Consider the following 20238-nt stretch of genomic DNA (forward strand, 5'->3'; position numbering starts at 1 on the left):
GCCACACCCCCAATACCAGCCCCATCAGCGATAACGCCAGCACGTACCACGCAGGTGCAAAGGGCGACAGCCCCATCAACACCGTCACCACAATCGGGGTCAGCCCGCCGAAAATGGCATACGAGACGTTATAAGAGAAAGAGATTCCGGTGAAGCGTACCTCCGGCGGGAAGGCGCGGACCATCACGTACGGTACGGCGCCAACGACGCCCACACACAGCCCGACGACACCGTACAGCAGGAACAGCTGTTCAGGATGGGTGCCCGCAAGATGATAGAATGCCCAGCTCGACGCGGCCAGCAGCAGGCTGCCGACAATAAAGGTCACGCTGGCGCCGAAACGATCCGCCGCCAGCCCGGCGGCCAGACAGCCAAAGCAGAGCATAATTGTCGCGATACTGTTCGCCTGTAACGTCACGGCAGGCGCAAAACCGTACTGTTTTTGCAGCCAGACCGGCGACATCAAAATGACCACCACGATACCCGCAGACAGCAGCCAGGTCAGAAGCATCGACACGACTACCGCTTTTTTATGCCGCACTACTACGGTTTTCACCGGCAGTTCTTGCGCCAGCGCCTTCCGCTGCTGCATTTCCAGAAATATTGGCGTCTCCTGCAACCAGCGTCGCAGGTACATTGCCACCAGCCCAAACGCCCCGCCCAGCAGGAACGGTATACGCCAGCCCCAGTCGTGAAGGGCCTGTTGTGTCATGCTGGTATTGATGATGGTTGCAACTACGGAGCCAAGCAGGATCCCGATCGTCAGCCCCGCGGTCAGCGTTCCGCACGCAATGCCGATGCGGCGCACCGGGACGTGCTCAGCGACAAACACCCACGCGCCAGGCACTTCCCCGCCGATGGCCGCGCCCTGGAGAATACGCATCAGCAGCAGCAATAACGGGGCGATAATGCCCATCGACTCATAGGTAGGCAAAAGGCCAATCGCCAGCGTCGGCACGGCCATAAGCAGGATGCTGAGGGTAAACATCTTCTTGCGCCCAACCAGATCGCCAAAGTGCGCCATGACAATGCCGCCCAGCGGACGCGCCAGATAGCCGGCAGCGAAAATGCCGAAGGTTTGTACCTGACGCAGCCATTCAGGAATATCCGCCGGGAAAAACAGCGCCCCCACAACGGCGGCGAAGAAGACAAAGATGATGAAATCGTAAAACTCCAGCGCGCCGCCCAGGGCAGCGAGCGTGAGGGTTTTGTAGTCCTGTCGATTCAGAGGTCGGGGATTATGTGACATAGCGAACCATTGTGCATGTGTTGTGGATTATTTTTTACAGCAATCGTAAAGAAAAAATTACTATATCGTAAATCCATTTACACGCTACTGCGGCTGGCGCTTATGTCACATTTTAATCATTTTCAGGAGATTGTTTCGCGGCGAGCGCTTTTAGGGCGAAATGCTGCTACCACGTTGCCGTCAGTTTCCACGTACGGACCGTCAAGCAGTTGTATACAATACGGTACACTTGCAAAGATACCGTGGACGATAACGCTGCCGTCCTCGGCTTTTACCCCTTCCAGCGTCTCTTTTATCGACTTCGGCTGCCCCGGCAGGTTCAGGATCAGCGCCTGTTTGCGGATCACCCCGACCTGACGGGAAAGAATGGCCGTCGGGACAAAGTGTAGACTGATCTGGCGCATCTGTTCACCGAAGCCCGGCATTTCACGATCGGCGATAGCCAGCGTCGCGTCCGGCGTCACATCGCGGCGCGCGGGGCCGGTGCCGCCCGTCGTCAGCACAAGGTGGCAGCTCATCTCATCCACCAGCTCACACAGGGTTTGCTCAATGATCGGCTGCTCATCCGGGATCAGGCGAGTCTGGATCTCAAACGGGGTAGTGAGCGCGCTGCCCAGCCACGCTTCCAGAGCAGGGATGCCTTTATCCTGATAAACACCGCTGGAGGCGCGGTCAGAAATCGACACTAAGCCGATGCGTAAGGTATTCATATCCATTCCATTCAAAAAGTACTGATTAAAGGGAATGATACACGCAGAGAGAAAATTCAGACAGAGGCGGGGGAAAGACGCGTGACCGGGAGCCCGGTCACGCAGAATGATTACAGCAGGTCGCCGATCATTTTTTCCAGTTTTTCCTGGTCGATAGCAAACTTACGGATACCGTCCGCCAGTTTATCTACGGCCATTGGATCCTGGTTGTGCTGCCACAGGAACTCGGACTCGGTGATGCGCTCAGGGCGCGCTTTCACTTCGCCAGTGTAAGACAGTTTACGCTCGATAGCACCTTCGCTTTCTGCCAGCTCTTTCAGCAGCGCAGGGGCGATGGTCAGGCGGTCACAGCCAGCCAGCTCGATGATTTCGCCGACGTTACGGAAGCTTGCGCCCATAACAACGGTCTCATAGCCGTGCTGTTTGTAGTATTCGTAGATTTCAGTCACAGAAATCACGCCTGGATCTTCAGACGCCGCGTACTCTTTCTTGTCGGTGTTGGCTTTGTACCAGTCCAGAATACGGCCCACGAACGGAGAAATCAGGTATACGCCAGCTTCGGCACATGCACGCGCCTGTGCGAAGGAGAACAGCAGAGTCAGGTTACAGTTGATGCCTTCTTTTTCCAGCTGCTCAGCGGCGCGGATGCCCTGCCAGGTAGAGGCCAGTTTGATCAGGATACGGTCGTTGCTGATGCCCGCATCGTTGTACAGTTTGATCAGGCGTTTTGCTTTGGCGATAGAGGCTTCGGTGTCGTAGGACAGGCGAGCATCAACTTCGGTAGAGATACGGCCAGGAACGAGCTTCAGGATTTCCAGACCGATGTTCACTGCCAGTTTGTCAGTGGCATCCACAACCTGCTGCGCGCGGTCATTGCTCTGTGCTTTTGCCCAGGTCACCGCCTCGTCGATCAGTTTGCGATACTCAGGGATCTGCGCGGCGTTAAGGATCAGAGAAGGGTTGGTTGTGGCATCCTGCGGCTGGTACAGCTTCATTGCCGCGATATCTCCGGTGTCAGCGACGACAGTGGTGAACTGACGAAGGGAGGTCAATTTATCCGTCATGATAGTGTTTCTCTTTTAACGTGCCCTGGATAATTCACACTACCGACAGCTTGCCAGCAGCGGAAAAATGACAGGTTTACTTGTTAGGGGGATGTAACCGGTCTGCCCTGATGATAACACGAGTGAGAGGCAGCGCAACCGCAGACAGTGCGCTTAGGCAGAGTATGATAAACTCAGAATATTAACAGGCTGCTAAGTAACAGCATGCACAATCAGTGGTAGCGCTTACATATTCACTTTGGCATCAACAAGAGGGACGTTAGTGCCTGATTTCTTTTTCTTTATCAACGAAGTCCTCTGGGGTTCGATCATGATATACCTGCTTTCAGGAGCAGGTATCTGGTTTACGTGGCGCAGCGGTCTGATTCAGTTTCGCTATATCCGCAAATTTGGCAGAAGTCTGAAAAACAGCGTCACCCCACAGCCGGGCGGCCTGACCTCGTTTCAGGCGCTCTGTACTAGCCTTGCCGCGCGCGTCGGCAGCGGTAACCTGGCCGGTGTCGCGCTGGCGATCGGCGCGGGCGGTCCGGGCGCGGTATTCTGGATGTGGGTGACGGCGATTATCGGTATGGCCACCTCCTTTGCTGAATGCTCGCTTGCGCAACTCTACAAAGAAAAAGACGGCAAAGGTCAGTTTCGCGGCGGTCCCGCCTGGTATATGGCTCGCGGGTTGGGAATGCGCTGGATGGGCGTTCTGTTCTCGATCTTTTTGCTGATTGCCTATGGCCTTATTTTCAATACCGTTCAGGCAAATTCCGTCGCCCACGCGCTGCGCTTTGCCTTTAATTGTCCGGAGTGGCTGACGGGCGGCGCGCTTGCCCTTCTCACCCTGCTGACCATTGTGACCGGGCTCAAAGGGGTTGCCCGCCTGATGCAGTGGCTGGTTCCGCTGATGGCGCTGCTGTGGGTGTCCACCAGCGTGATGGTATGCGCGATACATATTGACGAGGTGCCGAACGTCATCGTCACCATTTTCCAAAGCGCGTTCGGCTGGCGCGAAGCGGCTTCAGGCGCGTTGGGTTACACCCTTAGCCAGGCTCTCACTGCGGGTTTTCAGCGGGGTATGTTCTCCAACGAAGCGGGAATGGGCTCCACGCCGAATGCCGCCGCAGCGGCCGCATCCTGGCCCCCGCATCCCGCCGCGCAGGGCATTGTACAGATGATTGGCGTCTTCACAGACACCATTGTTATCTGCTCCGCCAGCGCGATGATCATGCTGCTGGCCGGTGCCGCTGAGCAACCGTCCGGTAGTACGGCAGGCATTCATTGGGTACAACAGGCGCTGGTCTCCCTCGTCGGCGGCTGGGGCGCGGGCCTTGTCGCACTTGTCGTGGGACTTTTTGCCTTTAGTTCCATTGCGGTGAACTATATCTATGCCGAAAACAACCTTATCTTCCTGAAAGTCAATTCGCGTCTGACCCGCAACGTCCTTCGCGCGGGTGTGCTGGGAATGGTTTTCGTCGGCTCCCTGCTCAGCATGCCGTTGGTCTGGCAAATAGCGGACGTCATTATGGCACTGATGGCCATCACGAACCTGACGGCCATTTTGCTGCTTTCACCGGTTGTGGCGCTGATCGCGCGCGATTATCTGCGTCAGCGCAAGCTCGGCGTACAGCCCGTCTTTGACGCCTCACGCTATCCCGAAATCGAGTCACAAATTGCCCCTGGCACCTGGGATGATTTGCCGCGGCAATAACAGCTATCGATCAATTCAGGGCGATTTTTTGTTAAAGTCGCTCTAAATTTCCTGCAAGGACTGGATATGCTGATTCTGATTTCACCTGCCAAAACGCTCGACTACCAGAGCCCGCTCGCCACTGAGCGTTATACCCAGCCGGAATTGCTGGACTACTCGCAACAGCTGATCCACGAGGCGCGTAAGCTTTCGGCTCCGCAAATCGCTTCGCTGATGAGCATCAGCGATAAACTCGCCGACCTGAACGCCACCCGTTTTCATGAGTGGCAGCCTGACTTCACGCCCGCCAACGCCCGCCAGGCGCTGTTGGCCTTCAAAGGTGACGTCTACACTGGCCTGCAAGCAGAAACGTTTAGCGAAGCCGATTTCGATTTTGCCCAGCAGCATCTGCGCATGTTATCCGGCCTGTACGGGGTGCTGCGCCCGCTGGATCTGATGCAGCCGTATCGTCTGGAGATGGGTATCCGCCTGGAAAACGCTAAAGGTAAAGATCTGTACCAGTTCTGGGGCGATGTCATTACCGACAAGCTTAACGCGGCGCTGCAAGCCCAGGGGGACAACGTGGTGATCAACCTGGCCTCCGATGAGTACTTCAAATCGGTGAAACCGAAAAAGCTGGATGCGGACATTATCAAGCCGGTATTCCTCGACGAGAAAAACGGCAAATTTAAAGTAATCAGCTTCTACGCCAAAAAAGCGCGCGGTCTGATGAGCCGCTTCATCATTCAAAACCGCCTGACGAAGCCAGAGCAGCTCACCGGCTTTAACAGTGAAGGGTATTTCTTCGACGAGGCATCGTCAGGAAAAAACGAGCTGGTGTTTAAGCGTCACGAGCAATAAAAGACAACCCCGCCAGCTGGCGGGGTTTGTGTTAATGGTGCTTCCGGTCCGGGCGACGATCGTCATGACGGTGGTGATCGTCACGATCGCGATGTTCATCGTGAGGACGCCAGTGGTTATCGCGCCAGTCATAGTGCGCTTTCCACCAGTCATGGTCGCGCCAGCGGCCGCCATCCCAGTAGTGCCCGTTATTATCCCGATCGCCAATTTGCAGTTTTACCGCGGGCACGAGGGTGATTTCAGCTGCCTGCACCGCCATCGGAGCGACCAGCATCAGTGAAAGCGCGATAAGTGCAGGTTTCAGTGTAGACATAGGTGACTCCTTTTTCTTCTTGCCCAACGTGGGCCGATGTAAGGAGAGTACGTGATGGGAACGGGGGATGTTATTCTCTGCAATCCTAAACGCTAAGTGACCGCATTTATTGGGAATTTCTGCTTTTTTCCTGCTGTTTTTCTCCTTAATTTCTCCATAAAAAAGCCGGGTGGCGGCTTCGCCTTACCCGGCCTACGTTCTGAGCCGTTGTAGGTCGGGTAAGGCGTAGCCGCCACCCGACAAAAATCACGCTCGGGTCATCATCAGCTTACGCAGCGCGGCAAAGTCTGCGGGCAGCTCATGAGACAGCAGCGGCAGGTCGGCGCGCTCGGCCAGCTCTTTTGGCAGCGGCAGCGTTTCCCCCAGGATCGCTTCCACGCTCTCTTTGAACTTGGCCGGATGGGCGGTGCCGAGGAACAGGCCATACTCACCCGGTTGAAGCTGATCGCGCAGGGCACGATAGGCAATCGCCGCGTGCGGCTCAGAGGTATAGCCCACCGCTTTCAGCTCGCGCATGGTGGCTTTCGTGGTTTCGTCCGTCACCGCTGCGTAACCCAGATCGCCCAGACGCCAGACCTTACGGCGGAACAGCTCTTCCACACGCGGCCAGTTGTTAGGCTGTGACACATCCATCGCATTGGAGAGCGTGGCCTGAGTCGCGTTCGGCGCCCATTTTCCGTCCTTCAGGAAACGCGGCACGGTGTCGTTGGCGTTGGTGGCGGCGATAAAGCGCTTCACCGGCAGGCCGAGTGATTTCGCCAGCAGGCCTGCCGTCAGGTCGCCGAAGTTCCCGCTTGGCACGGAAACCACCAGCTGATTGCGCGCGTCCTGCGGCAACTGCGCCACCGCTTCGAAGTAGTAGCAGATCTGCGCCAGCAAACGGCTGATGTTGATGGAGTTGGCAGAGTTCAGCCCCAGCGCCGCCTTCAGCTCTTCGTCATCGAAGGCTTGCTTCACCAGCGCCTGACAGGCATCGAAATCGCCGTCGATCGCCACGGTTTCAATGTTGCCCCCAAGGGTGCAGAACAGTTTTTCCTGAAGCGGGCTGATTTTGCCTTTCGGATAGAGGATCACCACGCGGACGTTTTTCAGGCCGTAGAACGCATGGGCCACCGCCGCACCGGTATCGCCTGAAGTCGCGGTCAGAATGGTCACCGGTTTGTCGCCGCTGATGTGGGTCAGCATCTGCGCCATAAAACGACCGCCGAAATCTTTGAACGCCAGCGTCGGGCCGTGGAACAGCTCCAGACAGCCAACGTCAGGCTCCACCTGCTTCACCGGCGCCGGGAAAGCAAACGCCGCACGCACGCGCTCTTCCAGCAGCTCCTGTGGGATTTCGTCGCCGATAAACGCAGACAGAATTTTGGTGCTGCGGGTGACAAAGTCCTGCTTCAGCAGTTCATCGATTTCGGTCAGCTGAAATTCCGGCAGGTCGTGGGGGAAGAACAGCCCCTGATTTTTGCCCAGCCCCTGCGTTACCGCCTGCGCAAAGCTGACCTGCTCGTTATGATCTTTAAGGTTGTAGAGTTTCATTCGTTATCCCAGTACTCGTGCGCCAGCCGTGTCCAGACGGCAAATATGAACAAAGCCTTCCTGATTTTGCAGGTAGTGTTTAGAGAGCCAGTCCGCCACGCGCTGCGCGGTGTCTGGCTTGTCGCATAAGGCGAACAGCGTCGGGCCGGAGCCGGAGATGCCGCACGCCTGTGCGCCGATATCCATGGATGCCTGTCGCGCTTCGTTAAAGCCCGGCAGCAGCTTCGTGCGATACGGCTCGGCAATAATGTCTTTCATCAGTTTCGCCGCCAGCTGCGGCTGTCGGGTGTAGCAGGCATGAATAAAGCCCGCCAGATGACGCCCGTGGGCAATACAGTCCTGACGACGATACTGCGCCGGCAGGATCGCACGCGCTTCGGCGGTAGACACTTTAATGCCCGGATAGGCCAGCACCCACAGCCACTCATCAAACCCTGGCACCTGCTGGCTGATGATGCCATTTTCTTCAATCATCAGCTGCATGCCGCCAAGGAAGCACGGCGCCACGTTATCATAATGAATGCTGCCGGAGATGCGCCCTTCCAGCTCGCCCATCAGCGCCAGCAGACGGCTGTTGTTCAGCGGCTTGCCGCAGTGCTCATTCATCGCCACCAGCGCGGCGACCACCGAGCAGGCGCTCGAGCCCAGCCCCGAACCAATCGGCATGCTCTTTTCCAGCGTCATGGCGACCGGCACGTTCTTGCCGATCTCCTGACAGAAGCGTTCCCAGCACTGATAAACAATATTCTCGCGCGGTTCAGACGGCAGCTTACTGGCGAAACGGCCGATGTTATTCAGGCTGAAGCGCTCTGCCGCCTCAACCGTAACCGTATCGCCCAGCAGCGAACCGTCCACCGGCGTTACCGCCGCGCCCAGCACGTCAAATCCGACGCTCATATTGGCGCTGGAAGCCGGGGCATATACTTTAACCATCTTAAACTCCTAACTTCCATGACAGGGTACGCAGCAGATCGGCAAACACACCTGCCGCCGTCACATCATTCCCTGCGCCATAGCCGCGAAGCACCAGCGGCAGTGGCTGATAATAATGGCTGTAGAACGCCAGAGCGTTCTCGCCGTTTTTCACCTTGTACAGCGGATCGTTGCCATCCACTTCGGCAATCTTCACCCGGCAGACGCCGTCTTCTTCAATGTTGCCAACATAGCGCAATACCTTACCTTCATCACGGGCTTTCGCAACGCGTGCGGCAAAGGCATCGTCAAGCTGAGGTAAATTCGCCATAAAGGCGCTGACGTCACCGCTGTCATCAAATTCTGCTGGCAGCACCGGCTCAATCACGATATCCGAAAGCTCCAGCTCGCGGCCGGTCTCGCGCACCAGGATCAGCAGCTTACGCGCCACGTCCATACCGGAGAGGTCGTCCCGCGGATCCGGCTCGGTGTAACCCAGCTCGCGCGCGGCGCGGGTGGCTTCCGACAGGCTCATCCCTTCGTCCAGCTTGCCGAAGATAAACGACAGGGAGCCGGAGAGGATGCCGGAGAAACGCTGTAGTTCGTCGCCCGCGTTCAGCAGGTTTTGCAGGTTCTCGATGACCGGCAGGCCCGCGCCCACGTTGGTGTCATACAGAAACTTGCGGCGCGACTTACTCGCTGCCAGACGCAGCTGGTGATAGTAATCCATCGACGAGGTGTTGGCCTTTTTGTTCGGCGTCACCACGTGGAAACCTTCGCGCAGGAAATCCGCGTACTGATCGGCCACCGCCTGGCTGGAGGTACAGTCAACGATCACCGGGTTAAGCAGGTGATATTCTTTCACCAGACGGATCAGGCGGCCCAGGTTAAACGGCTCTTTCGCCTCTTCCAGCTCCGCCTGCCAGTTTTCCAGGTTCAGACCGTGGACGTTAGTCAGCAACGCTTTCGAGTTCGCAATGCCGCAGACGCGCAGATCGATATGTTTCTTCTTAAGCCACTCCTGCTGACGCTTTACCTGCTCCAGCAGCGCGCCGCCGACGCCGCCGACACCCACCAGGAACAGCTCAATCACCTGGTCGGTGTTGAACAGCATCTGATGCACCACGCGCACGCCGGTAGTGGCGTCATCGTTATCCACGACAACGGAAATGGAACGCTCGGATGAGCCCTGGGCAATCGCCACGATATTGATATTGGCCCGCGCCAGCGCGGCAAAGAATTTGGCGGAGATACCGCGCAGGGTGCGCATACCGTCGCCGACCACCGAGATAATCGCCAGACGCTCCTGAATGGAAAGCGGCTCCAGCAGCTCTTCTTTCAGCTCCAGATAGAACTCTTCTTCCAGCGCGCGACGGGCGCGCAGGCAATCGCCCTGCGGAACGCAGAAGCTGATGCTGTATTCGGAAGAAGACTGCGTGATCAGCACCACGGAGATCCCGTTGCGGGACATAGCGGCAAAGACGCGTGCCGCCATGCCGACCATGCCCTTCATCCCCGGGCCGGAGACGCTGAACATCGCCATGTTATTGAGGTTAGAAATGCCTTTCACCGGCAGGTCATCTTCATCCGCGCTGGCGCCAATCAGCGTGCCCGGCGCCTGCGGATTACCGGTATTCTTAATCAGGCAAGGGATCTGGAACTGGGCAATCGGGGAGATGGTACGCGGGTGAAGAACTTTAGCGCCGAAGTAGGAAAGCTCCATTGCTTCCTGGTACGACATCGACTTCAGCAACCTGGCATCCGGCACCTGGCGCGGATCGCAGGTATAAACGCCGTCGACATCAGTCCAGATCTCACAACAGTCTGCGCGTAAACAGGCCGCCAGCACCGCAGCGGAGTAGTCAGAGCCGTTACGCCCCAGCACCACCAGTTCGCCCTTCTCGTTACCGGCGGTAAAGCCTGCCATCAGGATCATATGGTCAGACGGGATTTTGCTCGCCGCAATACGGCGTGTCGACTCGGCAATGTCGACGGTGGATTCGAGGTAGTGGCCCACAGCCAGCAGTTTTTCAACCGGATCGATGACCGTCACGTGGTGACCGCGCGCTTCCAGCACGCCTGCCATGATGGCGATAGAGAGTTTTTCACCCCGGCAAATCAGCGCCGCGTTGATGCTGTCCGGGCACTGGCCAAGCAGGCTGATACCGTGAAGAACGTGTTTAATCTGGGCAAATTCAAGTTCAACGGTGCTTTTCAGCTGCGCCAGCGGGAAACCAGGCTGGGCGTCGGCCAGCCCCTGAAGCAGATCGGCGAAGATACGCTCGGCGTCGCTGATATTCGGCAGTGCATCCTGACCACCGATGGTTTTTTCAATCATCGCCACCAGGTGGTTCGTGATTTTGGCCGGGGCAGAGAGCACGGTGGCAACCTGCCCCTGCCTGGCGTTGCTTTCCAGGATATCGGCAACACGCAGAAAACGTTCTGCATTTGCCACTGACGTACCGCCGAACTTCAACACTCGCATGGTTCTACCTCATTTCCTTTAGCCGAAAAAAAAGCCCGCACTGTTCAGGTGCGGGCTTTTTTCTGTTTTTCCTGTACGCGTCAGCCCGCATCGTTACCTGTGGTAATGATGATGGTTGTAGTAATGGTGGTGATGCTGATGCGTTTCATGGATGTTGTGTACTCTGTCATTATTATCTGTCTGTGCTCTATTCTTTTAGGGTTAAAGGATCGAGCCCCTTAAGTCAATGAATTTTTAATTCGATCACAATTCGGGACATTCTCACGTCCCGCTGCGGGCAGATTTATTTTCATCGGAATACCCCAGTTGCAACCCCAGACATCAGCAGGATCGGCCATAATAAAAACCTATGGCACTATTTTACTCCGCTAATTTTTTTTCAATATCATGAAGCAATCGGTGCAGCATTGCCGTGTCACGCTGTTCAAGACGCCCCAGGCGCTGCTGTAACCAGTCCACCATTTTTTGATCGTCAGCGACGCCCAACTGCGCAAGAAGCTTATCTGCACGAACACGCAGTGCCGCCAGCTGGTTTTCATCCGAAACTGTCACCGGTGGCTGAGAAATTTGTATTAAGGATGCTAATTGATAGCAATAGACCATCACCGCCTGCCCCAGATTGAGTGACGGGTAATCCGCCACCATCGGCGCGCCCGTCAGCACGTCAGCCAGCGCCAGCTCTTCGTTAGTCAGCCCGGAATCTTCTCGCCCAAACACCAGCGCGGCTTTCTCCAGCCACTGGCTTTTCTCTTCCAGCATCGGCACCAGTTCAGCAGGCGTGGCGTAATAGTGAAACTTCGCCCGGCTGCGCGCGGTCGTCGCGACGGTAAATGAAATATCGTGGAGTGCGTCGGCGAGCGTAGCGTAAGTGGTTATATTATCGAGAATATCACCCGAACCGTGCGCCACCCAGCGCGCAGCAGGCTCCAGATGCGCCGTGCTGTCCACAATACGCAAATCGGTAAAACCCATAGTCTTCATGGCACGCGCCGCAGCGCCAATATTTTCAGCTCTTGCTGGTGCCACCAGCACAATCGACAGATGCATTTACGCTCTCTTTTTAATCAGTTAGCAGGTAAAAATGTGATTCAGTTCAACATATTACGCAGCACGAATTTACATTTTTGCAACACAAATCACCGAAATAGCGTTTCATAACAATTAAAAAAAGCTAAACTATTTTGTGGCTGAACAATCAGTTAGAATGTTAACAGAAGACCATTATCCTTATGTTTTGTAATGATAATGACCATATGAATACTCTTTTCTGATTGGATTCGTACCGTTTATCAATCAATGTCCGCAACTAGTTGGTTTATTGAAAAATTGTGACAAAGGCTAGCATTCAGCTACGATGATTTCATCAAACTGTTAACGTGCTACAATTGAACTTGATATATGTCAACGAAGCGTAGTTTTATTGGGTGTCCGGTGTCACTTAGCCTGTTATGTTGCTGTTAAAATGGTTAGGATGACAGCCGTTTTTGACACTGTCGGGTCCAAAGGGAAAGTACCCACGACCAAGCTAATGATGTTGTTGACGTTGATGGAAAGTGCATCAAGAACGCAATTACGTACTTTAGTCACGTTAAGCCGATCATGTTAATTTGCGACATGCATCAGGCAGGTCAGGGACTTTTGTACTTCCTGTTTCGATTTAGTTGGCAATTTAGGTAGCAAACATGCAGACCCCGCACATTCTTATCGTTGAAGACGAGTTGGTAACACGCAACACGTTAAAGAGCATTTTCGAAGCAGAAGGCTACGATGTCTTTGAAGCGACCGATGGCGCAGAGATGCATCAGATCCTTTCTGAAAATGATATCAACCTGGTGATTATGGATATCAACCTGCCGGGCAAAAACGGGCTTCTTCTGGCGCGCGAACTGCGTGAACAGGCGAACGTCGCGTTGATGTTCCTGACAGGCCGTGACAACGAGGTTGATAAAATTCTTGGTCTGGAAATCGGCGCGGATGACTACATCACCAAGCCGTTCAACCCTCGCGAGTTAACCATTCGTGCACGCAACCTGCTGTCCCGCACCATGAATCTGGGTACGGTCAGTGAAGAGCGTCGTAGCGTCGACAGCTACAAATTCAACGGCTGGGAACTTGATATCAACAGCCGTTCGCTGATTAGCCCGAACGGTGAGCAGTACAAACTGCCGCGCAGTGAATTCCGCGCGATGCTGCACTTCTGCGAGAACCCGGGCAAGATTCAGTCTCGTGCAGAACTGCTGAAGAAAATGACCGGTCGTGAGTTGAAGCCACACGATCGTACCGTTGACGTAACCATCCGTCGTATTCGTAAACATTTCGAATCTACGCCTGATACGCCGGAAATCATCGCCACGATCCATGGTGAAGGCTATCGTTTCTGCGGTGACCTCCAGGAGTAATCCTCACGTCACGCAGTAAAGAACGGCGCATTTGCGCCGTTTTTTTTATCAATGCCACGGCATAATCGGCACCGCGCTAATCGCGTTTTTCGGTGAGCCTTCCACGACTTTGTCCGAGTAGGCCAGATAAGCCAGGGTGTTACGCTTCGCGTCATAAAAACGGACCACCTGTAGCTTTTTGAACACCAACGAGGTCCGTTTCTGGAATACAACGTCGCCCTGCGCTTTGCCGTTTTTAATTTTGTCACTCAATTCCACCGGTCCAACCTGCTGGCAGGAGATGGCCGCGTCAGACGTGTCTTCAGCCAGCCCCAGGCCGCCTTTAATCCCGCCGGTCTTCGCCCGGCTGACATAGCAGGTGACGTTTTTAACGTCCGGATCGTCAAACGCCTCCACCACAATTTTGTGGTCCGGCCCAAACATTTTAAACACGGTATCCACGGAGCCAATTTGCTCCGCCTGCGCCACGCGCCCTGCCATCAGCGCCAGTGCTGCAAAGACTAAAACCTTGTATTTCATATTGTTACCATTCATAAAAAATTACGCTGAGCGATTATTCAACAGATTAGATAAAAATGTAGCAAGATCACAGGATTAGAATATATCCGCACATAAATCACCATAAAAAGCATTTATGCGCAAAAAAAACACTGAATGCTAAAACGTCAAAAAATGCTATTATCCGCTAACCTGTAAACAGGCACCTGCGGCAGTTTTAAGGATGAGGATAGTATATGGATCAGGCTGGAATTATTCGCGACCTGCTCACCTGGCTGGAAGGTCATCTCGACCAGCCATTGTCACTGGATAATGTGGCGGCAAAAGCAGGCTATTCCAAGTGGCATCTGCAAAGGATGTTCAAGGATGTCACCGGTCATGCTATCGGTGCCTATATTCGCGCACGTCGTTTATCAAAGTCTGCTGTTGCGTTGCGCCTGACCGCGCGACCAATCCTTGATATTGCCCTGCAATATCGTTTCGATTCACAGCAAACTTTCACCCGCGCCTTTAAAAAGCAGTTCTCGTTAACGCCAGCGCTTTATCGCCGCTCGCCGGACTGGAGCTCCTTTGGTATGCGTCCGCCGCTGCGTCTGGGCGAGTTTGCGATGCCAAAATATGAAATCATCACCCTGCCAGAAACGCACCTGGTCGGCACCACGCAGAGCTACTCCTGTTCCCTTGAGCAGATCTCCGAGTTCCGCCATCAGATGCGCGTTCAGTTCTGGCGCGAATTTTTAAGCCATGCTCCGGCGATCCCGCCGATTCTGTATGGTTTGAACGAAACGCATCCAAGCCAGGAAAAAGATGACGAGCAGGAGGTGTTCTATACCACGGCGCTGACGCCTGATATGGCGAACGGTTACATTCATGGCTCGAAGCCTGTCGTGCTGGAAGGCGGCGAGTATGTGATGTTCTCATACGAAGGTTTAGGAACGGGCGTTCAGGAGTTCATCCTGACCGTTTACGGGACCTGCATGCCGATGCTGAATCTGAATCGCCGTAAAGGTCAGGACATTGAGCGCTACTATCCGGCGCAAGATGCTAAACCGGAAGAAGGCCCTATCAATCTGCGTATGGAATTCCTGATTCCGGTACGTCGTTAACGCTGCAATTCGTCCAGTGCAGGGGCATCAAGATGCGAAATGTCCCCTGCCATCTCAACCACCCACCCCGATGCCAGCCAGGCACTTTCCTGATAGTCGATACGGGAAATGGAACAGTTGCGCAGACGCAAACGGCGTTCGGCGTAAGCGGGCAGTCCCAGAATGGTGCTCACCAGACAACCCAGCGCGATACCGTGGCTCACCAGCAGCGGTCGGCTACCTGCCGGGAGTTTCAGGCACTCGGCCAGCGCGGCATGCATACGTACGCTCAGCTCCTGCATGGATTCACCCTCAGGGATGCGACCATCTTCAGTGCCGTTCACCAGCGTGCGGCGCCAGCCTTCTTCGGTTTCCGTCAGCGTATCGATAGGACGTTTTTCCAGCACGCCCATATCCAGCTCGCGCAGACGCGGTTCGAGGGTCACGTCGCAGCCACAGGCATCGGCGATGATGCGTGCCGTCTGCTGTGTGCGGCCTAAATCACTGGAGATGACGTGAGTGATGCCCAGCGTTCTGGCGCGCTCCGCCACCTGCCACGCTTGCTGCACACCTTTGTCGGTGAGAGGACTGTCTGACTGGCCTTGAATACGTCGCTCGGCGTTCCACTGCGTTTCACCGTGGCGAACAAGGTATACCTGTAACATGCTTTTTTTCCGTTATACTGCGATGAATTTTTTAAATCGAGCTTAATTATGCACCATGTTGTCTCTGCTACCACCAATCCTGCCAAAATTCAGGCAATTCTAAGGGCATTTGAAGAGATCTTTGGCGAAGGATCCTGCCATATTGACGCCGTCGGCGTCGAGAGCGGTGTGCCGGAACAGCCGTTTGGCAGCGAGGAAACACGCGCTGGCGCACGAAATCGCGTGGCAAATGCCAGAGCTGCGGCCCCGGATGCGGACTTTTGGGTGGCGATTGAAGCCGGTATCGACGAAGGCGCAACCTTTAGCTGGGTGGTGATCGAAAGCCGCGAGCAGCGCGGCGAAGCGCGTTCTGCCACGCTGCCGCTGCCGGAGGTCATACTGGAGAAAGTCCGCGCGGGTGAAGCGCTTGGGCCGGTGATGTCGCAGTACACCGGCATTGATGAGATTGGCCGTAAAGAAGGGGCGATTGGCGTCTTTACCGCAGGCGCGCTGACGCGTTCAGGCGTTTATCATCAGGCAGTGATCCTGGCGTTAAGCCCGTTCCATAACGCGATCTATCGTTAGGCGTTTTTCAACAACACCGCTTCCAGCCACTGGCGCAGCTCAACGGGCGCCGACTTCAGGCTGTTCGATCCGCGGGTAATCGTCGCAATGCCCGCGCCGAGCTCATTTTTCAGCTCGCGCTGGCTCATCTCGCCGCGCAGCAGCTCTTCAATGATCCGCACGCGCGTGCCCAGCGCCTCACGCTCGTCTGGCGTGAGCATTAGCTGCATCAGGGGTAAATGCAAATCCTGCTCATAAGACTGGCGAAGCAGCTCCACAAAACGAAGCCACTCCTGATGACGTTGTTCGGCCATTGCCGAGGAATACGGGGAATGCTGGGTCATGTTATGCTGCCTCTTGTACTCTTTAGCGAGTACAGCATAACACAACCCACGCCGATCAGTAACGTATCTGCCACTCGGCATCGCTCATCAGGGTATCTTTCTGCCCCATGAAGTAGCGATAGTAGGCGTCATAGGCCAGCACGTTCTTCACATAGCCGCGCGTTTCCGAGAACGGAATGCTCTCGACAAACGCCACGGCGTCGATACGCCCTGCGCTGTTACCAAGCCATGTCCGCACGCGGCCTGGCCCGGCGTTGTACGCCGCTGACGCGAAGATACGGTTATTACCGAACTGCTGATAGACGTACTGCAAGTAGCTGGTACCGATGTTGATGTTGGTCTCCGGATCCAGCAGCTGGGACGGGCTGCTGTAGCCTGGAATATTAAACATCTTCACCGTGTGCGTCGCGGTGCCCGGCATAATCTGCATCAGGCCGCTGGCACCCACTGGTGAACGCACTTTCGGGTTCCAGGCGCTCTCCTGACGGGCAATGGCCATCGCGTAGCTTTGCGGAATATCTTTGCCGCTGGTGTAGCGAGCGAACAGATCCTTATAAGCCAGCGGGAAACGCTCTTCGAGATGATCCCACAGTTTGCCGGCGATCGTCGCCTGCACGCTCAGATCCCACCAGCGATTATCGAACGCATAGCGGGCAAGCTGCGCTTTCTCATCAGTGGTACGGCTGGTGACCAGATTCGCCCATTCGCTGCGCGCGGTATTATCCAGATTCCAGTACATCAGCTCGCGCACGCGCGCCATTTCCGGCCCCTGCGTCAGCGCCGGGTTCGCGTTGGCTGGCGCTTTGTCGATCTTCAGGGTGTACTCCTCGCCCAGACGCTGCGCCGCCGCCATCGGGTAGAATCCGCGCTGCTGCATCAGGGAGTGGAGGATCTCTTTGGCTTCATCGTCACGACCACGTTCCAGCAGCAGGTCTGCCTGCCAGTAACGCCATTCATCTTTCTCTTTGGCATCCATCGGCAGACGCGCCAGCCAGGTATTGAGGCCACGACGATCGCCCGTTCCCAGCGCCATGCGCACGCGACGCTCCACCAGCGAGACAGAGTTTGAACGCATCACCGCATCATCACGCCAGCGCGCCTGTTCGTCGGTGACATCTGTTCCCATCAGTCGCCATGCCACGATATCGCGCAGCTCCTGAGTTTGATCGTCATTAAGCTGCTGGGCCTGCACCAGCTGCGGGATCATCAGCCTGGCGTTTTCCACATCATCACGCGCCACGCTGGCAAAGGCCACCGCCGCCATCTGGCGGGTAAAATCGGTCGCGCCGGTGGTACGCGCAAACGTCAGGACGGTGTTCGGATCGTTTGCCAGGCCGATAACGGCAGACGCAATGGTCTGATAATCCGCCGGCATTTGCCCCGCCAGCACGGTGACCAGCCGCGTGTTCCCGGCCTTCATCGCCAGGCGAATACGTTCCAGGTAAGAGAGCGGATCCTGCTTGCCCGAGGCGCGCCAGGCGCTGAACAGCGGGTCACAGGCGTTTGGCTGGCTTTTGCCCGTCAACCACAGCTCTTTCGCACCGACCCAGGCTTCCTCCTGCTGACCGGTCGCCCATTTCGCATAATAGTAATTACACTGCGCTTCCGTCGCGCCCGGCTTGTCCGGGCTGAAGGCCAGCAGGCCGCGCCAGTCTTCGCGACGGGCAAGCTCGTTCACGAACCGGGACTTCAGGGTGCGCGCAGGCGGCAGGGTCGGGTTCGCCTGAATGAAGTTATTCACGGTGACGGTCGGCTGGTTCATCAGATCGTCCGTGATCTGGCGATACTCCAGATACGGATACAGCGGATAATCCTTGAGCGTCGGCATCAGCGCCTGCACGGTATCCATCTGCTTGTTGTCCCATGCCTGTTTAATCTGGGCATAGCGGTTACGTTGTTCATCCAGTGAATCGGCATGCACCGCCTGGCTTACCGCCATTACGCATACGCTGGCAGCCAGCAGACGCCAGACCACCCGTTTGGCTTTTTCCACAAGCTCTTCCTCATTGTTTTTCGTCAGTTGCAGCGTCTTGCCACGTCAAAGTTACATCAACTTATGCTAACCAGGCATCCCACAACGCGCCACGTCATGGACACTTTTTTACCTTTCTTGCGCGTTTTAACACTCCCGACGTTCCTGGCTGGGATTAGGGCGTGAAAAAGGCTACACTTCGAGGCTGAAATTCATTCTCATCACGATAAAAGAGGCGAAGTCCAACGTGGCTCAATTCGTTTATACCATGCATCGTGTCGGCAAAGTTGTCCCGCCGAAACGTCATATTCTTAAAAATATCTCGCTGAGCTTCTTCCCGGGCGCAAAAATCGGTGTTCTGGGTCTCAACGGTGCCGGTAAGTCCACCCTGCTGCGCATCATGGCCGGCATCGATACAGACATCGAAGGTGAAGCCCGTCCGCAGCCTGGCATTAAGATCGGCTACCTGCCGCAGGAACCTCAGCTGAACCCGGAGCACACCGTGCGTGAATCCGTTGAAGAAGCGGTATCCGAGGTGGTTAACGCCCTGAAAGGTCTGGATGAAGTGTATGCCAAATACGCCGAGCCGGATGCGGACTTCGACAAACTGGCCGCTCAGCAGGGCAAATATGAGGAAATTATCCAGGCGCACGATGGTCACAACCTGAACGTGCAGCTGGAGCGCGCGGCTGATGCCCTGCGTCTGCCAGACTGGGATGCGAAAATCGCTAACCTGTCCGGTGGTGAACGCCGCCGCGTGGCGCTGTGCCGCCTGCTGCTGGAAAAACCAGACATGCTGCTGCTCGACGAACCGACCAACCACCTGGATGCCGAATCCGTGGCGTGGCTGGAGCGCTTCCTGCATGACTTCGAAGGCACCGTGGTAGCGATTACCCACGACCGTTACTTCCTCGACAACGTTGCGGGCTGGATCCTGGAGCTGGACCGCGGCGAAGGTATTCCGTGGGAAGGCAACTACTCCTCCTGGCTGGAGCAGAAAGACCAGCGTCTGGCGCAGGAAGCGTCTCAGGAAGCCGCCCGCCGTAAGTCTATTGAGAAAGAGCTGGAGTGGGTGCGTCAGGGCGCGAAAGGCCGTCAGTCTAAGGGCAAAGCCCGTCTGGCACGCTTCGAAGAGCTGAACAACACCGAATACCAGAAACGTAACGAAACCAACGAACTGTTTATTCCACCTGGAGCTCGTCTGGGGGATAAAGTGGTTGAAGTGACTAACCTGCGTAAGTCCTACGGCGACCGCGTGCTGATCGACGATCTGACCTTCTCCGTTCCGAAAGGCGCTATCGTCGGCATCATCGGTCCGAACGGCGCGGGTAAATCCACCCTGTTCCGCATGATGTCTGGTCAGGAACAGCCTGACAGCGGCTCTATCACCCTGGGTGAGACCGTGAAGCTGGCCTCCGTTGACCAGTTCCGCGACGCGATGGACAACAGCAAAACCGTGTGGGAAGAAGTCTCCGGCGGTCTGGATATCATGCGTATCGGCAACACCGAGATGCCAAGCCGCGCCTATGTTGGCCGCTTTAACTTCAAGGGCACCGACCAGGGCAAACGCGTAGGCGAGCTGTCCGGCGGTGAGCGCGGTCGTCTGCACCTGGCAAAACTGCTCCAGGTTGGCGGCAACGTTCTGCTGCTCGATGAACCCACCAACGACCTGGACATCGAAACCCTGCGCGCGCTGGAAAACGCCCTGCTGGAGTTCCCGGGCTGCGCGATGGTTATCTCGCACGACCGCTGGTTCCTGGACCGTATCGCGACCCACATCCTGGACTACCAGGACGAAGGTAAGGTGGAGTTCTTCGAAGGTAACTTCACCGAATACGAAGAGTACAAGAAACGCACGCTGGGCGCAGACGCGCTTGAGCCGAAGCGTATTAAGTACAAGCGTATTGCGAAATAAAACCAAAACGGCAAC

General features: G+C 55.9%; 20 protein-coding genes and 1 other annotated feature. Of the genes, 6 read left to right on the top strand and 14 right to left on the bottom strand.

The window, feature by feature from the left end; translation table 11 throughout:
• The 3 genes from ACOTZD_RS07745 to tal form a co-directional block, all read right to left on the bottom strand.
• The coding region (locus ACOTZD_RS07745) for an MFS transporter (protein ID WP_275152278.1) at positions 1-1249 on the bottom strand (1249 nt) is incomplete at its 3' end.
• A 122-nt stretch (positions 1250-1371) separates the two neighbouring features.
• On the bottom strand, positions 1372-1959 hold the full coding sequence (gene mog / locus ACOTZD_RS07750; RefSeq protein ID WP_003856479.1) for a molybdopterin adenylyltransferase: 588 nt from the start codon (positions 1957-1959) through the stop codon (positions 1372-1374).
• Positions 1960-2069: 110 nt separating this feature from the next.
• Positions 2070-3023 (bottom strand): transaldolase, encoded by a 954-nt coding sequence (tal, locus tag ACOTZD_RS07755; protein ID WP_003856481.1) that lies wholly within the window; start codon positions 3021-3023, stop codon positions 2070-2072.
• 262 nt (positions 3024-3285) lie between these two features.
• Between tal and ACOTZD_RS07760 the strand changes: the two genes are divergently transcribed.
• On the top strand, positions 3286-4719 hold the full coding sequence (locus ACOTZD_RS07760) for an alanine/glycine:cation symporter family protein (protein ID WP_022650382.1): 1434 nt from the start codon (positions 3286-3288) through the stop codon (positions 4717-4719).
• Between the two features lie 66 nt (positions 4720-4785).
• Positions 4786-5559 (top strand): peroxide stress protein YaaA, encoded by a 774-nt coding sequence (gene yaaA, locus ACOTZD_RS07765; protein ID WP_022650381.1) that lies wholly within the window; start codon positions 4786-4788, stop codon positions 5557-5559.
• Between the two features lie 31 nt (positions 5560-5590).
• Here the strand turns inward: yaaA and ACOTZD_RS07770 are convergent, their stop codons facing one another.
• The 7 genes from ACOTZD_RS07770 to yjjY all read right to left on the bottom strand — a co-directional run bounded on the left by ACOTZD_RS07770 (position 5591) and on the right by yjjY (position 12389).
• Positions 5591-5872 (bottom strand): DUF2502 domain-containing protein, encoded by a 282-nt coding sequence (locus tag ACOTZD_RS07770; protein ID WP_032608469.1) that lies wholly within the window; start codon positions 5870-5872, stop codon positions 5591-5593.
• Positions 5873-6118: 246 nt separating this feature from the next.
• Positions 6119-7405, bottom strand: coding sequence for a threonine synthase (gene thrC, locus ACOTZD_RS07775; RefSeq protein ID WP_003856490.1), 1287 nt, complete (start codon positions 7403-7405; stop codon positions 6119-6121).
• A gap of 3 nt (positions 7406-7408) precedes the next feature.
• Positions 7409-8338 carry a homoserine kinase gene (gene thrB, locus ACOTZD_RS07780; protein WP_003856492.1) on the bottom strand — a complete coding sequence of 310 codons (930 nt, stop codon included), beginning with the start codon at positions 8336-8338 and terminating at the stop codon, positions 7409-7411.
• Between the two features lies 1 nt (position 8339).
• The gene (gene thrA, locus ACOTZD_RS07785; RefSeq protein ID WP_003856494.1) at positions 8340-10802 is read right to left on the bottom strand and encodes a bifunctional aspartate kinase/homoserine dehydrogenase I; all 2463 of its coding nucleotides are present in this window, start codon (positions 10800-10802) and stop codon (positions 8340-8342) included.
• 24 nt (positions 10803-10826) lie between these two features.
• Positions 10827-10944, bottom strand: a sequence feature (Thr leader region).
• Complete coding sequence (thrL, locus tag ACOTZD_RS07790) at positions 10883-10951, bottom strand: thr operon leader peptide (protein ID WP_015572623.1); 69 nt, start codon at positions 10949-10951, stop codon at positions 10883-10885. (Overlaps the previous feature by 62 nt.)
• 211 nt (positions 10952-11162) lie before the next feature.
• Positions 11163-11849, bottom strand: coding sequence for a tRNA/rRNA methyltransferase (locus ACOTZD_RS07795; protein WP_003856496.1), 687 nt, complete (start codon positions 11847-11849; stop codon positions 11163-11165).
• A gap of 399 nt (positions 11850-12248) precedes the next feature.
• Positions 12249-12389 (bottom strand): protein YjjY, encoded by a 141-nt coding sequence (yjjY, locus tag ACOTZD_RS07800; RefSeq protein WP_001541509.1) that lies wholly within the window; start codon positions 12387-12389, stop codon positions 12249-12251.
• A 95-nt stretch (positions 12390-12484) separates the two neighbouring features.
• Between yjjY and arcA the strand changes: the two genes are divergently transcribed.
• Entirely contained in the window at positions 12485-13201 is a 717-nt protein-coding gene (arcA, locus tag ACOTZD_RS07805; protein ID WP_003856501.1) for a two-component system response regulator ArcA, read from the top strand.
• A 48-nt stretch (positions 13202-13249) separates the two neighbouring features.
• Here the strand turns inward: arcA and creA are convergent, their stop codons facing one another.
• A complete protein-coding gene (gene creA, locus ACOTZD_RS07810; RefSeq protein ID WP_003856503.1) occupies positions 13250-13720 on the bottom strand; it encodes a protein CreA in 471 nt (156 codons plus the stop codon).
• A gap of 215 nt (positions 13721-13935) precedes the next feature.
• Here creA and robA point away from each other — a divergent pair, with 215 nt between their 5' ends.
• On the top strand, positions 13936-14805 hold the full coding sequence (robA, locus tag ACOTZD_RS07815) for an MDR efflux pump AcrAB transcriptional activator RobA (RefSeq protein WP_003856504.1): 870 nt from the start codon (positions 13936-13938) through the stop codon (positions 14803-14805).
• Here the strand turns inward: robA and gpmB are convergent.
• Entirely contained in the window at positions 14802-15449 is a 648-nt protein-coding gene (gpmB, locus tag ACOTZD_RS07820) for a 2,3-diphosphoglycerate-dependent phosphoglycerate mutase GpmB (protein ID WP_006810187.1), read from the bottom strand. The genes robA and gpmB overlap by 4 nt on opposite strands.
• A 48-nt stretch (positions 15450-15497) precedes the next feature.
• Here gpmB and yjjX point away from each other — a divergent pair, with 48 nt between their 5' ends.
• Complete coding sequence (gene yjjX, locus ACOTZD_RS07825; RefSeq protein WP_045350425.1) at positions 15498-16013, top strand: inosine/xanthosine triphosphatase; 516 nt, start codon at positions 15498-15500, stop codon at positions 16011-16013.
• On the opposite strand, the gene trpR is transcribed toward yjjX, so the two are convergent.
• Together trpR and sltY are read right to left on the bottom strand one after the other, a co-directional pair.
• A complete protein-coding gene (trpR, locus tag ACOTZD_RS07830; protein WP_021240574.1) occupies positions 16010-16336 on the bottom strand; it encodes a trp operon repressor in 327 nt (108 codons plus the stop codon). The genes yjjX and trpR overlap by 4 nt on opposite strands.
• A gap of 55 nt (positions 16337-16391) precedes the next feature.
• Positions 16392-18329, bottom strand: coding sequence for a murein transglycosylase (gene sltY, locus ACOTZD_RS07835; RefSeq protein ID WP_174402126.1), 1938 nt, complete (start codon positions 18327-18329; stop codon positions 16392-16394).
• Positions 18330-18555: 226 nt separating this feature from the next.
• Between sltY and ettA the strand changes: the two genes are divergently transcribed.
• Complete coding sequence (gene ettA, locus ACOTZD_RS07840; protein ID WP_003856515.1) at positions 18556-20223, top strand: energy-dependent translational throttle protein EttA; 1668 nt, start codon at positions 18556-18558, stop codon at positions 20221-20223.
• Positions 20224-20238: the final 15 nt, after the last annotated feature.

It is taken from the genome of Enterobacter cloacae complex sp. SHL022 (assembly GCF_049237785.1).
Lineage (GTDB): Bacteria > Pseudomonadota > Gammaproteobacteria > Enterobacterales > Enterobacteriaceae > Enterobacter > Enterobacter hormaechei_C.